15 protein-coding genes and 1 pseudogene are annotated in these 14,150 nt (G+C 63.9%); 5 read left to right on the top strand and 11 right to left on the bottom strand.

Annotation, left to right across the window (positions count from 1 at the left end; all coding sequences use genetic code 11):
* Positions 1–141 (top strand): annotated as a pseudogene (locus AB4Y64_RS00005) (IS30 family transposase); the annotation flags it as partial.
* A gap of 267 nt (positions 142–408) precedes the next feature.
* Here AB4Y64_RS00005 and AB4Y64_RS00010 read toward each other — a convergent pair.
* Complete coding sequence (locus tag AB4Y64_RS00010) at positions 409–942, bottom strand: protein-S-isoprenylcysteine O-methyltransferase (protein WP_441815195.1); 534 nt, start codon at positions 940–942, stop codon at positions 409–411.
* A gap of 256 nt (positions 943–1,198) precedes the next feature.
* Between AB4Y64_RS00010 and AB4Y64_RS00015 the strand changes: the two genes are divergently transcribed.
* Positions 1,199–2,122: a LysR family transcriptional regulator gene (locus AB4Y64_RS00015; protein ID WP_441814410.1), complete on the top strand. Its 924-nt coding sequence runs from the start codon at positions 1,199–1,201 to the stop codon at positions 2,120–2,122.
* A gap of 35 nt (positions 2,123–2,157) precedes the next feature.
* On the opposite strand, the gene AB4Y64_RS00020 is transcribed toward AB4Y64_RS00015, so the two are convergent.
* A complete protein-coding gene (locus AB4Y64_RS00020; RefSeq protein WP_441814411.1) occupies positions 2,158–3,006 on the bottom strand; it encodes an SDR family oxidoreductase in 849 nt (282 codons plus the stop codon).
* Positions 3,007–3,033: 27 nt separating this feature from the next.
* On the bottom strand, positions 3,034–3,918 hold the full coding sequence (locus tag AB4Y64_RS00025) for a LysR family transcriptional regulator (protein ID WP_441814412.1): 885 nt from the start codon (positions 3,916–3,918) through the stop codon (positions 3,034–3,036).
* 112 nt (positions 3,919–4,030) lie between these two features.
* Between AB4Y64_RS00025 and AB4Y64_RS00030 the strand changes: the two genes are divergently transcribed.
* Complete coding sequence (locus AB4Y64_RS00030) at positions 4,031–4,891, top strand: NAD(P)H-dependent oxidoreductase (RefSeq protein ID WP_441814413.1); 861 nt, start codon at positions 4,031–4,033, stop codon at positions 4,889–4,891.
* On the opposite strand, the gene AB4Y64_RS00035 is transcribed toward AB4Y64_RS00030, so the two are convergent.
* The 6 genes from AB4Y64_RS00035 to AB4Y64_RS00060 all read right to left on the bottom strand — a co-directional run bounded on the left by AB4Y64_RS00035 (position 4,806) and on the right by AB4Y64_RS00060 (position 10,825).
* Positions 4,806–5,264, bottom strand: a complete 459-nt coding sequence (locus AB4Y64_RS00035) for a peptide deformylase (protein WP_441815196.1) — start codon at positions 5,262–5,264, stop codon at positions 4,806–4,808. The genes AB4Y64_RS00030 and AB4Y64_RS00035 overlap by 86 nt on opposite strands.
* A gap of 309 nt (positions 5,265–5,573) precedes the next feature.
* Positions 5,574–6,062 (bottom strand): MarR family winged helix-turn-helix transcriptional regulator, encoded by a 489-nt coding sequence (locus AB4Y64_RS00040; protein WP_441814414.1) that lies wholly within the window; start codon positions 6,060–6,062, stop codon positions 5,574–5,576.
* A 192-nt stretch (positions 6,063–6,254) separates the two neighbouring features.
* On the bottom strand, positions 6,255–7,280 hold the full coding sequence (locus AB4Y64_RS00045) for a saccharopine dehydrogenase NADP-binding domain-containing protein (protein WP_441814415.1): 1,026 nt from the start codon (positions 7,278–7,280) through the stop codon (positions 6,255–6,257).
* A 13-nt stretch (positions 7,281–7,293) separates the two neighbouring features.
* Positions 7,294–9,093, bottom strand: a complete 1,800-nt coding sequence (locus AB4Y64_RS00050) for a DUF885 domain-containing protein (RefSeq protein ID WP_441814416.1) — start codon at positions 9,091–9,093, stop codon at positions 7,294–7,296.
* A 75-nt stretch (positions 9,094–9,168) separates the two neighbouring features.
* Complete coding sequence (locus AB4Y64_RS00055; protein WP_441814417.1) at positions 9,169–10,329, bottom strand: alpha/beta hydrolase; 1,161 nt, start codon at positions 10,327–10,329, stop codon at positions 9,169–9,171.
* Between the two features lie 121 nt (positions 10,330–10,450).
* Positions 10,451–10,825 carry a cupin domain-containing protein gene (locus AB4Y64_RS00060; protein ID WP_441814418.1) on the bottom strand — a complete coding sequence of 125 codons (375 nt, stop codon included), beginning with the start codon at positions 10,823–10,825 and terminating at the stop codon, positions 10,451–10,453.
* Positions 10,826–10,996: 171 nt separating this feature from the next.
* On the opposite strand from AB4Y64_RS00060, the gene AB4Y64_RS00065 reads away from it, so the two are divergent.
* Together AB4Y64_RS00065 and AB4Y64_RS00070 are read left to right on the top strand one after the other, a co-directional pair.
* Positions 10,997–11,980, top strand: coding sequence for an asparaginase (locus AB4Y64_RS00065; RefSeq protein WP_441814419.1), 984 nt, complete (start codon positions 10,997–10,999; stop codon positions 11,978–11,980).
* Positions 11,981–12,138: 158 nt separating this feature from the next.
* Positions 12,139–12,795: a glutathione S-transferase family protein gene (locus AB4Y64_RS00070; protein ID WP_441814420.1), complete on the top strand. Its 657-nt coding sequence runs from the start codon at positions 12,139–12,141 to the stop codon at positions 12,793–12,795.
* Positions 12,796–13,063: 268 nt separating this feature from the next.
* Here AB4Y64_RS00070 and AB4Y64_RS00075 read toward each other — a convergent pair whose 3' ends face one another.
* Positions 13,064–13,453: a VOC family protein gene (locus AB4Y64_RS00075; protein WP_441814421.1), complete on the bottom strand. Its 390-nt coding sequence runs from the start codon at positions 13,451–13,453 to the stop codon at positions 13,064–13,066.
* Between the two features lie 11 nt (positions 13,454–13,464).
* Positions 13,465–14,106: a glutathione S-transferase family protein gene (locus AB4Y64_RS00080; RefSeq protein ID WP_441814422.1), complete on the bottom strand. Its 642-nt coding sequence runs from the start codon at positions 14,104–14,106 to the stop codon at positions 13,465–13,467.
* Positions 14,107–14,150 lie beyond the last annotated feature (44 nt).

A 14,150-nucleotide genomic window follows, 5' to 3' on the forward strand; every position in this document is an offset into this window, starting at 1 on the left:
CCCAAGGGTCTCGATCTGTCCACGATCACGCAGGCCAAGCTTGACGCCGTGGCCAGAGAGTTGAACGGACGGCCCCGGAAGACGCTAGGCTACGAAACACCGGCCGAACGATTTCAACAATCTGTTGCATCCACCGGTTGAAACCGCAGTCGGAAGCGGTCATTGTGCCCTGCCCTAAGGCAGTCCCGTCGATATGCATTATGCGCAGTGGCGTGAGGCGAGCAATACGCATGTTCGCCCCCTAACCCCCGCCCAGTACCGTCCGCCACTCCTGCCGCTCGGCCAGACGCCGCTGCTGGGTCGCATCGTCCAGGCGGTTCCGGTCCCCCTGCACGTTTGCCCCGGTCGGACGTCCGCCTCCGCAGTCTCCGCCATGTCGTCTGCAACGCGTTCGCTGTCCTGGCCCCATCACCGGCTCCGTTCGAACAGACGCGGCAGCAGCCGCGGTGTCCGGGCGGCATAGGTCCAGTAGGCCTCGCCGAACTGATTGATCATCATCGCTTCCTCGGCCTTGCGCCGATGCGCGTACATCATGCCGAAGGCGAGCAAGGCCGGCGGCCCGGCGATCCAGTTCTGGACCAGCAACGCCTGCGCAAGCGCCCACAGCCAGATTGCCGCATACATCGGATGGCGAACATGGGCGTAGATTCCGGAGGTGATCAGTTCATGGCCTTCACGGACCTGGAGCGAAGGAGACCAGTTTGCACTCAGGTCACGGTGCGACCGCCAGAACAACCATGCAGTCATTGCAGACATTGCCACGCCGGTCTGTCCTGCCCAGGACAGCAGCCGGTAGTCAACGAACGACAGCCACGGCGTGAGCACCGCGATGAATGGCAGCACCATCATCGTCAGGAAGACCGCCCCAAGTAGCGTGCGCTCCAGCCGATCCTGAACATCGCCGGCAGCGCCCTGATTCTGCTCAACAGCCTGTACTACCAGGCGCTTCCTTCCGCAGCCACGAACGTGTTCTGGATCATGGTCGGACTGTCGGTGGCGCTAAGGGCCCGAAGGCGCCCGGGTGAGTGTCCGATACATCGCACGTAGTGCACGTACCATGCGATCAAGCTGCCGGGCGAGGCTTCAAGTAGATGGCGTTCAAGGCGGTAGCCGATCGACCCGAACATCGGGCCCGCTCGACCATGTGTACTCCGTGGCCCTGTCTGGCATATACAAGCGCTGGGATATAATCGGCGCCATGCTGCTCCGCCACCTGAAAACGTTCCTGGTCGTCGCCGAGTCGTTGAGCATCACCCGGGCCGCCCAGCACGTGCACCTGGCGCAATCGAGTGTCTCCGAGCAGATCCAGGCGCTCGAAGCGGACCTCGGCGTAGCCTTGTTCGATCGCTCGCAGCGCCGCCTTCGCCTTACCGACGCCGGCCATCGTCTGTGCCCGCACGCACGCGAGTTGCTGGCATCCGCAGAGGAAGTTCGCGCTGCATTCCGCGGGCGGGCAACGGCGATGTCGGGGACGCTCAGGGTCGGGGCGCTTGAGACGCTATGTTCGACGAAGCTTCCGACCTTGCTGGCGACCTTCGGCAAGTCACACCCGTCGATCCGGTTCCAGCTGAGTTCCGCAAACAGCGCTGCTTTGCGTGAGGCCGTTGCATCGGGTGAGCTCGATGTCGCCTTCGCGTTCGGGGAGCCGCCGGCTTCCGCCGAGCTGCAGGGGGAGATCGTCGGCCACGAGGACCTCATCGCTATCGCGCCAGCTTCCCATCCCTTGCGACGTCGCGCGTCGGTCACGACAGAAGAGTTGGCCTGCGAGCCCTTCCTGGTGACAGGGCCTGGCTGTGTGTACCAGTCGATGTTCGAGCAGGCGTTCCGCCGATCGATCCCGCGCGTGGTCGGCGAATTCGGCAGCCTGGCTGCCATTCAATCGCTGGTGGTCAGCGGTGTGGGCTGCGCGGTCCTGCCCCGTGCGGCATTGGGTCGCGTCGAACTGGAAACGCTGCGCTTGCCATGGGTTGAAGGCGCTGGTGCGGTGCCGATTTCAATGTTGTGGCGCGGGCGGCGAGATCCGTCCCCGCCGCTGGCGGAATTCCTGGACGCGGCCAGGAATGGACTGGGCGATACCCACGCCAGCACCGCGCAGGGCGAAGGCTCCCGATTGCAGGGTTGACGATTCTGCCGGGAGCGCCCTCCCCCGCTCGACCCTTACGCCAATCGATGGCCACCGTCGACATGCAGAACGCTGCCGGTCGCGAATGCGTTGTGCATCAGGAATCGAATCGCGTCAGCGATATCCTCCGGCGTCCCAATGCGCCCCAGGGGCAAGCGTTCTGCCATGGCTTCCAGTGTTTCCTTCTTCTTGTCGCCGGCAACGAAGTCCCACAGCGGTGAGTCCACCCAGCCCGGCGAGACGGCATTCACGCGAATGGGGCCCAGTTCGACGGCCAGCGCGTAGGTGAGCGACTCGAGTGCGCCATTGATCGCCGCTACCACCGACCCGCGCGCCGCGGGACGATAGGCCGCGATGCCGGAGGTGAACGTGATCGACCCCCGCGGTGACAGTTTCGGCGCGCCATATTTCGCCAGCAACAGGGGCCCGATGAACTTGGAATCGACGACCCTGCGCGCGGCCTGCATCTCCATGTCAGGCAGCAGCCGATAGGCCCCTTCGATATCGGCGGCCGTGGTTACGATGTGGTCCACCGGTCCGATCCGATCGAAGAGGCGGGCCACCTGCTCTTCCTGCGTGATGTCTGCCGCAAGTGTCGTCAGGCGATCGGCATGGCCCAGCGATACGCGCGCGGCGGCGAGCCTGGTCTCGGTCCGGCCGACGATTACGACCTCGTCGCCGTCAGCCAAGAGCGCCCGCGCAAGCGCCAGACCCATGCCCGAGCTGCCGCCGACGATGATGGTGCGTTCTGATTCCGATTGGTTGCTCAAGCGCTGGTCCCGGTCAATGTCCGTTTCGATGACGGCAAGACTCTGCGACCTGGGGCGAAATCTGAAAAGCAGGAATTTCCGATCCGATTGATCGACATTGCCGATCAGTGGCATCAACGGAGGATTGCCGGTTCGTCTGGGTCAATGATCGAACAGGGAAACAACCGTTTCGCGGATCCAGCGCTGCGCGGGGTGGTTGTGGGCGCGCTCATGCCAGACCATTGCCACGGTGAAGCCATCAACGGGCAGTGGACAGTCGATCAGTTGCAGCGTGTCCTTCTGGTCCAGCACCAGCCGCTCGGGGACGAGCGCGACAAAATCCGATTGCGACACGATCTGCGGAACGAACAGGAACGAGGCCGCCGAAAGAACGACGTTGCGGCGGCGCCCCAGTGCATCCAGGGCGGAATCGACGGGCGTGACGAATCCGTTTCCCCTCGGAGAAACGATCACGTGCTCCAGCTCGCAGAACGCTTCGACCGTCATTTGGTCCCGCAGGTGGGGGTGCATCTTTCGACCGATGAGCACGTAACGCTCGTCGAACAAGCGTCTGGCGCGAAGGTCCGGCGGCGCTGTCTGCGTTGTCATGAATGCCAGATCGACCTCCCCTCTTTCCATCTGCGCCTCCAGTTGCGAGGCGTCCAGATTCCGGATCGCCAACCGTGCGGACGGCGCTCGCTCCCTGAGTGTCCTGACCAGTGGCTTCACCACCGCCGCCTGCAGATAGTCGGTACAGGCAATCGAGACGACCACGTTGGCGCTGGAGGGGTCGAAGCCCTGGTTTGCGTGCACCGTTGCCCGCACCTGGTCCAACGCCTGCCGCAATGGTTCGAGAAGGTCGATGGCCTTGGCAGTGGGTGTCATCCCCCGCTGCGCTGGAATCAGTAGCGGATCATCGAAGAGGTCTCTCAGCCGGCTCAGCTGCGCACTCACTGCCGGCTGGCTCAGATGCAGGCGGGCGGCGGCCTTGGTGACGTTCTGCTCGATCAGCAGTGCCTCAAGCGTTACCAGCAGATTCAGATCCAAGCGCCTGCTATCCATGGTGTGGATGGTAGCCAAAAAGTTTCGCAGTTTCACCGACGGTCCGCGGTGTCGGACAGTGCCGGGTAGTTGCTTCGCTCCCGGCAAGGTTGAACACATGAAGAAGAAGGTACTGATCGTGCTCGCGCACCCCGAGCCCGCTTCGCTGAACCGCCAGCTGGTCGCAGACGCGATACAGGTGCTTGAGGCGCAGGGGCACGAAGTGCTGCTGTCGGACCTCTACGCGATGGGCTGGAAAGCCATCTATGACGAATGGGACTTTCCCAGCCGGGCCGATCCGGAGCGCCTGGACTTCGTGAAAGAGTCCGGACACTCCTACTCCAGTGGGCAGCAGGTCGCCGACATCGCCGGCGAACAACACAAGGTGCTCGCCGCCGACGCCGTGATCCTTCAGTTTCCGCTGTGGTGGTTCAGCGTGCCTGCCATCCTCAAGGGCTGGATCGACCGTGTTTGGGCCTACGGTCTGGCGTATGGGTACCGGGATGCCGGGAACCGATACCGCTACGGCGATGGGGCTTTCAAGGGAAAGCGAGCGCTGCTCTCAGTGACGGTCGGCGGTCCGGCCCTGGACTACTCGGAGCGAGGCATCAACGGCCCGCTCGACCAGTTGCTGTTCCCCATTACACACGGCACGTTGTTCTTCCCGGGCATGGACGTATTGCCCACGCATGCCATCTATGGAACCGGCCGCATGACCACAGAAAGCGTGGACGCAGCGAAAGCTGCGTGGCGGCTGCGCCTTGCCCGGCTCTTCGACGAGGCGCCCATTCCCTTCCGGGCGCAGAACAATGGGGACTACCCCGACGGTCACGTTCTGGCCAGCGACGTCGCGGTTGGACGCGACGGGTTGCTGGCACATGTGGGAGACGTGTTCACTTCCGCAACAGGTGAACCTTCGTGGCGCGCTCCCGTGCCGATCTCGCAACCACTCCCCACTCAGGAAGCATTCGATCCGTAAGCAGGATGCCATCGAGGTGATCCATCTCATGCTGGATCAGTTCGGAAAGGTCCTCGGCGACGTGATCGAGCTGCGCGTGCCGCATTTCGGAATCAAGGTACGAAATGCTCAGCGAGCGGCTGCGTCGGACACGGACTGCGATCTCGGGAAGGCACATGCAGTCATCCCAGACCTCGAACTCCGCCCGGCTGATCCAGCTTATTGTCGGATTGACCATGAAGAAGGGCCCATCGCCCAGGTCAAAGGCAATGACGCGTTTGGGAACGCCCAGTTGGGGCAGAGCCACTGCCCTGCCCCAGCCATGCGACGCCCGAAAATCCGACAGGGCGGCGGCCAGGTCGGTGAAGTGGCGGGAAAGGGTTCGATCGCCCATCCCAACGGCAGCACTCAGCTGCCGCAGCCGCGGATCACCCAGCGGAAGGATTTCAGGCACAGCAAGTTCCTCGTTTGTCGATGATTGTGTCCTCAAGATGCTTGAGGTCGGCAACAGCGCCTCTTCGATGACGAAGACCAGTGCGCGAGAGACCTGGCCAAGCTGCAGCGCCGATCATGATCTTCTCAAGATACCGGTGTCGCTTTCGTGCAGTTTTTCGTGTGTTATTGCGGCCAATCCGCGAGTGCGTGGGATCTTCTGCAGAGGTGGAAACATGAGTACCGGCGCTGTGACCGCGAACCCTGCCCTTCAACTGTTCTTGCGGGCCTTCGCGAGACTTCGATGCGCCTCTTCGATGCGGCTTGCAAAGGACTTCTTGTCCAGGGTGGCGATGGCATCCCTGAGTACGGCGGACAGCGGCATTGACATGTCCTTCTCGAGGGACCTGGCCGCTTTCTCGGTGGCAGACCAATGCTGCTCAAGCTGCGGAATCATCCGCTTCGCCGCTGCGGTGAACTCCACGATCCGCTCGCGCCCGTCATCACCGCTCCGCAGGCGCAAGAGACCCTGCTTCGCCATTTGCGAGACCGTCTGGCTGGTCGCCGAGTGCGTCATGCCCGCGTGCTCTGAGATTGATCGGATGGATGACGGACCCAGTTCCAACAATGCCCGCATGACCGGCGTGTAGCGAGGCCGATAGTCCAGCCCGACCTTTGAATAGGCTTCTTCGACAGCCCCGTCGAGATGCTCGATAAGGTTGCGGAGCAGAGTTCCGAGGGTTGAAGACTTGATGCTCATGACAGTCTGTCCGGTCAGCCCAGGCGGAAGATGGTGAACACCGAATATATAAGCGCTATTGGATTTCCGCAACGCAACGAGTGATCCGAGGATTACACCCATGTATGGCATCCAGCACTTCGGCCCTTTTCCTGGCCGCCTGCATCGCGCTGAGCCTGACGCCGGGGCTACGCGGTCAGCCTTTAGCGCAGTTCATTCCATCTGGACACGCAAGCCACGGTGCGAAAGCTCATTGAGGAATTCTTCCGGATCGAACGCCTGGCCGGGGCTCAACACGCCGACCCGGGCGAAATCGGGACCCATGCGCTCTATGGCGGCGGCCATCATGGTTGCGGTGAAACCGTAGATGTCCGTGCCGCGCGCCTGCATCCTCTTCTCGCCGCGGGCATGACGAAGTGCCACCACGACCAGATAGCCGGTCTGCTTGCGTAACGCCGCCGGCGACTGCGCAGCCACTTCCGGGTCGTGGGCACGGAACTCCTGCACGGTCGACAGCGCCATCTGCACCGTCACTTGCTGCGCTGCCACGTGCATTGGAATCGTGGCTACTTCCACGCCAGGATAGCGGGCGACAACCTCGCGCACGCCGTTCGGAGGGCCGAAGTCGAAAGTGCCGACGCTCGGTGGCTCGGCCACGGTCGAGAACTGACCCGCGCTGAACTTCAGCCGCGGCGTGCCCTGCGATTTGCGCGCCGTGGCCTGCGACCCCCGCGTCGGGATCCAACCGGTCACCAGGTATCCCACGGAAACCTCGTCGACCGAACCGAGGTCCCGCGCGGCCCGCCCCGCCAGCAGGTCGGCCAGACCACCGAACGTCGCCATTCCGGGAATGATGGCAACGCGGGCCATGCGCGCTTCGCCGTGCAACTCGTCGAACAGGCGTTTGGCTGTCAACTGCTCCACGGCGTTGGTGTCGAGGTAGTGGGCACCGTGGTTGATCGCAGCGAGCGCCAGCGGATAGGCGGTGTCGCTCTGGGGGCCTGCGCAGTTGATGAGCACATCCACCCCGGCCAGCGCGACGTTGAGTGCGGCCGGATCGTCGACGGCGGCAACGGCTGTGCGTGCGTTGCCGCCCAGGCGGTCGGCGACCCGCTGGAGCCCCTGCATCTCGCGCCCCACGAGGAGCGGCACATGGCCGGCACGTGAAAGCTCCGTTGCAACCAGCTGACCGGTATGGCCGCTGGCACCGTACACGGCGATGTTTGCGCGATTGCCCATGTTCCTTCTCGAATCAATTCTTGAGCTGGGACGGAATGAACTCGTTGCGTACTGCCTCGGCGATCAGGTCCGGCGGCAGCATGCCCTGCGCCACCAGGAAGTCGTTGAAGGACTGGCGGTCGAACTTGTCGCCCAGGGTCAGCTCGGTGCTCTGGCGCAACTGCATGATTCGCGAATAGCCGTAGAAGTACGCCGCCGCCTGGCCAGGGGTCTGGAAGGTGTAGCGGTCGATCTCCTGCTTGGCCAGGCCATCGGAGAAGCCTGCCTCGTTCACCAGCACGTCGTGTGCGCGCTGCGGCGTGATCAGGCCCAGATTCAGCATCGGGTCCAGGAAAGCGCGGGCCGCGCGCAGGAGGCGAAACTGCAATGCGACGAACTGCCCTGCCGGCGGCTCGTACGGCAGCATCTCCATCTCCGAGTACAGCGCCCAACCTTCGGCGTTGACGCTGTTGAATGCGAACAGGCCGCGCGTCAAGGACACGCCGCGCTCGATCATGCCCGCGTACTGCAGCTCATGACCGGGCCGGCCTTCATGGGCGGTCAGGGTCCATGACGCGGCTTCGTAGGTGAAGTCGTCGTAGGCTTCACCCGCTTTACCACCCGTACCCGGGTGACTGGTAGTCAGCACGAAGGTGCCGCGCTCGCCCTGGTTGTCGATGAAGGCCGGCGGGTCCATGTGCGGCGACGAGATCGCGGCATTCTCGGCATCGGAGGCAATGCGGATGACGATGCTGCGCTGTGGCAATGCGACGATGCGCTCCTTCCTGATCGCCGCCTCGATACCGGAGATGGCCCGGCGGTAGGTCGGCAGTACCGAATCCTTGTCCAGTTGCCTGGCCTTCAGGCCCTTCAGGACCCCCAGGTAGTCGGTCGCCCCGATGCCCTCGGCCTGGGCCACGATCGGCGCCATCATCTGCATCGCTGCACGCGTCTCGGCGAACTCGAGCATCGCCTGCTTGATCAGCAGGTCCGGATCCACCACCAGCCCGAACTGCTTCATCCGGTGCGTGTACAGCGCCTCCGGCAACCGGAAGTCGTCACGGGCGCGTGGCAATACGGTCTCGCGGGTCCAGGCGTCATACGCCTTCATCTGCGCTTCGAGCTTGTCCAAGGGGGCCTTGGCACCGGTGATCTGATACTTGGCAAAAAGCTCGCGCAGCCCGCCGATGTACTTGTCGGTCTTTCCCAGCTTCTGCTCGACCTCGCCCCGGTAAGGCGCCAGCAGGGATTTGTCGTCGAGCCGCTCCATCGTGCGCGCCCTGGCCAGTTCGGCAATTGGCTCACAACCCGGGGTCAAGCCCGCGTAGCAATTCAGGCGTTCGAGTGCCGCAGGCCGGCGCTTGGGATCGGCTTCGTCCTTGAGCAGCACGAATATGCCGTAGAACATCACCTGGCCAACGTCGGTATAGGGCAGCAGGTACTTCGAGCTGAGGTCCACGTCTTCGACCTGCAGGTCGATCTGGTCGATCAGGATCGACAAGTCCTGGCGGACATTGGGGTCCTTCTCTGCCTTCAGGCGCAACTGCAGCTTGCCGCGCGCCGCCAGTAATGCTTCGCGCATGCGTGCGCTGGCCTGCGGCTTGAGGTCGATCACCTTTGCGTCGTACTGGGCCGCACCGAAATCGGACGCATCCTCGGGGCTGAACCGTGCGGTGACGTCGAGCAGGATCTGCGCATCAGCGTTGCTTCTGGCGATCCAGGCGGGAGCGTTGGAGGTCGCCTCGGGCGATGCGGAAGGCGTGGCCCGAACCTGCGCAGGAGTCGAAGCGAGCGCGAGCGATATCGCGGCAACGAGGGAAAAGCTTTTCAACATGGGGGTCCCCTGATGGATGGTTGTCGCGACGCTCAGACAGGTTGTCTGGCGCATCGCCACGGTCATTGGCAAGCGCTAGTGGATCTGCTCCGCCCGGCCGTACGCTGGCTTGATGTCCTGCTTGATCCAGTCGCCGAGCAGGCGGAAGTAGCCGTCGGCGACGCGGGTGAAGTGACGTTTCCCGTCGGCGTCCTCGGTGAATTCGTTGATGCCGTGGTCGGTTCGCGGGAACACGTACAGATCGATCGGCTTGCCCGCATGGACCAGGTCGATCAGACGTTCTCTCGTCACCGTACCGGGTGCTTCACGATCCTCGCCAGCGAGCACCCACAGTTGCGGGATGTCCAGTGCCCGGATGGCCGCAAGCGCGTCGTACTCCCAGATGATGTTGAGATTGTCCATGCGCGCCGCACCGGTGCGGCGCAGGTCGGCCTCGTCATCCCGCAGGATTCGTCCGGTGAACTCCCCGTTGATTTCGTTGAACCATGCTTGGGAACCGAATCGCTTCTTGACCCGCGTCAGCTGGTCGTAGCCGCTCGTGAAGTGCGAGGCCATGACCGCGCCGGTAGCGTTGGTGACTTCACGCGCATCGGCGATGGTTTGCGGCGGGGCGTGCTTCTCCCGCAGCTCCTTGAACACCTGCTCCCGGTCCTCCTCCAGTGGCGTCATGACCAGCCCGAAGCCGACCGCGACAAAGTCGGCGTGAGCCCGCCTGGCGGCGAGTGGCGCGACCCAGCCGCCCTGGCTTCCGCCGAAGTAGCCCGCGCGCGAATAGCGTCCCGCCGCTACCCGTCGCGCCTCGTCCAGGGCGGCGACGGCATCGTCGGCAAGCAGTTCGAAGTTCTGGGTGTACTCGCCTTCCGAACTGCCGGTGCCTCGCTTGTCGTATACGAGCACGGACAGACCCTGCGCGGCGAGCACGTAGGGGTAGTAGAAGCCGATCGCGGGCCAGCGCTCGGAGCCATGGACGAAGACCACCAGTGGCGGCCTGCCCTGCGGATGGCTGGGTTCCATCAGAACGCCGGACAGCTTCGTCCCATGGCTGGTGAAGTGCACCGCCGTCTCGCTGATCTCGACCCGTTTCCATGCAGCGAACTTTCCATCCATGCCCTTCACGGCAACCTGGTCGTTCTCGCAGCGGACCAATGTGTCGTCGCCGTTGACGTCGCCCTTGCGGCCGTCCAGGAAGGTATACCGGGTCTTCGAGTTCGTCCCGACAGGGTTGGTGATAACCACGCGATCTCCAGCGTCGTTGCCGTGAACGCCAGTGGCGCAGCCCGCATGGGCGGCCCCCGCGGTCATCGCCAACAGCCCCGCACAGCACAGTCCTTGCCACGTTCTCACGTTGATCTCCCGGTCAGATTTGAACTTGGTCGGGTGCCGTAAAGACGGCGTCCACGACGTTTCCGGTATTGCGGGTTGCGGCGGGCTCGAATATCACGACCTCTGCCTCTTCGTCGGCAGCGGTGCGATGCTCGACACCATGCGGAACGACGAGCATCTCGCCCTCGCGCAGTTCGATAACGGCGTCGTGGAACTCGACGCGGAAGACTCCGCGCCAGACCAGGAACATCTCGTCCTCAACCTCATGGGTGTGCCAAGGGAACGTGCCCTTGACCTTGACGAGTTTCATCTCCTGCCCATTCAGCCGCGCCACCGTCTTCGGGCGCCAGTGTTCGTTGAAACGACTGAACTTTTCATCCAACCCGACTTTCTCGATCTTCCTGGTCATGGCAATCCTCTGCTGCAACCACGTTGGGGGAGCCCTTCGCGTCCACGCCTGCATGGCGACGCTCCGATAGTGTATAAGTGCTGTTATATATCCGCGGGGGTGCTTCGGCCATATGCCATTGGTCCCGTCAGTGGCTGAACGCGGCCACGGATCCCTACTGCCGAGGCCACAATGGATAACAGCAAACGTATCCCCCGCCGCATCGCACTGATCGCATGCGGTGGCACCATCTCGGGTGTTCGCGAACGCGATGGCGGATTCAGCCCCGGCAGGCATGCCGCGGAGCTTCTGTCGGAGGTGCTCGTTCCTCCGGGTGTCGAGATTCGCGCACTGGACGCATCGACGGTGCCCAGCCGGGCGATGAGCACCAATGACGTCCTTGGCCTGATCCAGCAGGTTGATGCACTCGAACAATGGGACGAGATCGACGCGGTGGTGATCAGCCAGGGAACGGACAGTCTCGAGGAAACCGCTTACCTGTTCGAACTCATCTCGTCGGCGCGGATGCCTGTTGTGCTGACGGGCGCCATGCGAGCGGGTGCAATGCCTGGCGCGGATGGTCCCGCCAACATCTCCGCTGCCATCGCGGTGGCAGCCCACGAGGACGCTGCGCGGCATGGACCGCTGGTGGTGCTGGGCGACGAAGTGCATTGCGCCCGCTGGGTGACCAAGGCGCATTCCAGCAGGCCGGCTGCGTTCGCCAGCCCGGGTTGCGGGCCCGTCGGCATCGTTGGCGAAGGGCGTGTGCGGCTATGGGGTGGCGACCGCGCAGGACCGCCGCTTGGGCGGCCCGATTGCCTGGAGCAGCGGGTCGAGCTGCTGTACATCGGCCTCGGCGATGATGGGCGGCTGGCCGAAGCCGCTGGCGAGTACGCCGATGGTCTGGTCGTCGCGGGGATGGGGGGCGGTCATGTTCCGCCCCGCGCTGCCGAAGTTCTGGTGAAGCTCGCTCGACGGCTTCCCGTTGTCCTTGCGACCCGCTGTGGCGCCGGTCCGGTGCTTACTTCGACCTATCGCGGATCGGGTTCCGAGACTCATCTCCTCGAACGGGGCCTGCTGCCGGTGGGGCATTTGTCTCCTTTGAAGGCGCGCCTGCGCCTCATGGTTGGACTGGCCCTGGGCCTGCCTCCTGGCGAACTGTTTCCAACCTGGTGAGCCCGGCCGACGCGACGCTCGCACGCCTACTTCAGGATCTGACTGGTTGTGACTGACGGCACACTGCGCGGGCCGTATTGCGCACCACAATTCACTTTCGTGACGCGCCGTGCTGTGCGCGGGCTTGCATTCCGCAGCCCGTCGGTCTGGAGGAAATGGTGAGCAGGATCCTGTATTCAGGCACGCGCAATGCCTCAAGTTGGGCGTTTCGCGCCTGGCTCGCACTCAAGGAAGCGCATATCGATTTCGAGGAGCGCATCGTCGACATTCGCGTCCCTCAGCGTTTCGACAACCTCGCGCGCATCCAGGCGTTCTCGCCGCCCGGCGCTGTCCCGGTTCTGGTCGAAGGCGACCACGTGATCTACGACTCGTTGGCGATCATGGAATATGCCAATGATCTTTCGGGGGGCCGTCTGCTTCCACTCGACCCCGCGGTCCGCGCCACTGCACGCTCATTGCTGGCCTGGCAACACGCCGGGCTGTCGGGCCTTTGTGCGCGGCTGTCGTTCGAAAGCGCGTTTTATCCGGATCGCCGCGCGATTACCGCGAACGAGCAAGCCGAATCTGAGCGCGTCGCCACGACGTGGGAGTCCACCCTCGAACTTTGTGGTGGACCGTATCTGGTCGGTCAGCTGTCTCTGGCCGATCTGGCATTCGTGCCCACGGTCATCCGGTTGCTGGCGCATGCGCCGGACTTGCGCGCCTATCCCTTGAGCGTGGAGTGGGCTTCGCGCCTGTTGAGCCGCCCGGCCGTGGAGGAGTGGATGCAGCAAGCCAGGGAGCTGCCACCGGTCTATCTGGACGGTTACCGGTAGTCCCGATGACTGCTTTGCGAAGGTTCAATCCAGCCAGAGCCGCAGCAGCAATCTGCTCTGCCCCAGCGAGCCCGCGTCAAAGGCGCGGGTGACCGCTGCGGCAGTGACGAGCCCTCCAATACCGCAGCAGGCGCATCTGAGTGCCTCGTGGAATAGTGCCTGCATTCGTGGTCGCCCCCTTGCGATCGAACCGGCCCAATACTAATCGGACAAAGGGGGCAAATCGAAGTGCCCCCGCCGGGGGGCTCCCCCCTGCCCTGCGTGGCCGCTAGGCCGCCGGCAGCGCGCTGAGCATGACGTAGTACCCGTCGGGGTCGCGCAATGCGATTTCCCGGGTGCCCGTGCTGGGATTCACGTTGGGCTCCTCCTCCAGGGCTTCGACGAGGCCGCGCGCGCGATCCAGGGCCTCGTCGAAGTCATCGACGCGGAAGAACAGCAGCAGGCCGTTGCCAGGCTCGGCGCGGTCGGGGCTGGAAAGCGTCGGGTGCTCATGGGCGCCCCATTGGTGAAGACAGAGCAGGACGGTCCCGTCTGTGTCGAGGATCTGCCCGAAGAAGTCGTGGGCAGGCCTGCTGGTGGGCAGCCCAAGGAGCGTCTGGTACCACGCGAAGCTGCGGGCAACATCCGCCACGCCGATGATCGTCCAGGTGCGTTTCATGGTCCTGCCCTCTATGCCGGTTCGACCCGCGCGCAGTACGCCTCGATTGCCCGCTTCCACGCGGGCCTGGCCAGGCAACGGTCCCGATACGAGGCGACGCCCGGATACGGCGCGATCAGTCGCTCGTCCTTGATGCCCGACAGGACGTGCACCAGCAGGATGTCGGCGACGGTGAAATCCTTTGTCGCCACGAACTCGCGGTCGGCAAGCCAGCGCTGCAGGTTGTTCAGCATTCGATCCGACCAGCCGACCAAGAACTCGCGGTGTTTGCCGCAACCGCCGTCGGCGCTCCAGTCGAGGACGAGCAGGCTGAGCAGCGGCGGCTCGACCGTGTTCATCGCGGCGAAGCACCAGCGCATGACCTGCGCCTCGCCGGCGCGGTCGGAAGGGATCAGGCGGCCGGACTTCTTCGCCAGGTAGAAGACGATCGCGGCCGACTCGGACATCGCCAGTCCATCGTCGTAGATCGACGGGATCTGTTCGAAGGGGCTGAGGCGGCGATATTCCTCGGTGTTCAGGTCGTGCGCGGGGTGGTCCATCCCGGCCAGCTCGAACGGAAGCTGCATCTCTTCGAGCGCCCACAGAACGCGCAGATCGCGTGTGAACCCGCGCGCGCCGGCATTGACCTTCGAAAAGCCGTAGACCTTGAGCATGGTGACGTCCCTTCGTTGAGCTGTCCCGCTGCGAAGGGTACCGC

The organism is Lysobacter sp. TAF61, from assembly GCF_052113485.1.
In the GTDB taxonomy this organism is placed as follows: Bacteria; Pseudomonadota; Gammaproteobacteria; order Xanthomonadales; family Xanthomonadaceae; genus Lysobacter_J.

Bases quoted from the DNA above. Each gene is read 5' to 3' on its own strand.
- AB4Y64_RS00015 (WP_441814410.1), top strand. From the start codon at position 1,199: ATGCTGCTCCGCCACCTGAAAACGTTCCTGGTCGTCGCCGAGTCGTTG.
- AB4Y64_RS00020 (WP_441814411.1), bottom strand. From the start codon at position 3,006: ATGCCACTGATCGGCAATGTCGATCAATCGGATCGGAAATTCCTGCTT.
- AB4Y64_RS00030 (WP_441814413.1), top strand. From the start codon at position 4,031: ATGAAGAAGAAGGTACTGATCGTGCTCGCGCACCCCGAGCCCGCTTCG.
- AB4Y64_RS00035 (WP_441815196.1), bottom strand. From the start codon at position 5,264: ATGGGCGATCGAACCCTTTCCCGCCACTTCACCGACCTGGCCGCCGCC.
- AB4Y64_RS00040 (WP_441814414.1), bottom strand. From the start codon at position 6,062: ATGAGCATCAAGTCTTCAACCCTCGGAACTCTGCTCCGCAACCTTATC.
- AB4Y64_RS00045 (WP_441814415.1), bottom strand. From the start codon at position 7,280: ATGGGCAATCGCGCAAACATCGCCGTGTACGGTGCCAGCGGCCATACC.
- AB4Y64_RS00050 (WP_441814416.1), bottom strand. From the start codon at position 9,093: ATGTTGAAAAGCTTTTCCCTCGTTGCCGCGATATCGCTCGCGCTCGCT.
- AB4Y64_RS00060 (WP_441814418.1), bottom strand. From the start codon at position 10,825: ATGACCAGGAAGATCGAGAAAGTCGGGTTGGATGAAAAGTTCAGTCGT.
- AB4Y64_RS00065 (WP_441814419.1), top strand. From the start codon at position 10,997: ATGGATAACAGCAAACGTATCCCCCGCCGCATCGCACTGATCGCATGC.
- AB4Y64_RS00075 (WP_441814421.1), bottom strand. From the start codon at position 13,453: ATGAAACGCACCTGGACGATCATCGGCGTGGCGGATGTTGCCCGCAGC.
- AB4Y64_RS00080 (WP_441814422.1), bottom strand. From the start codon at position 14,106: ATGCTCAAGGTCTACGGCTTTTCGAAGGTCAATGCCGGCGCGCGCGGG.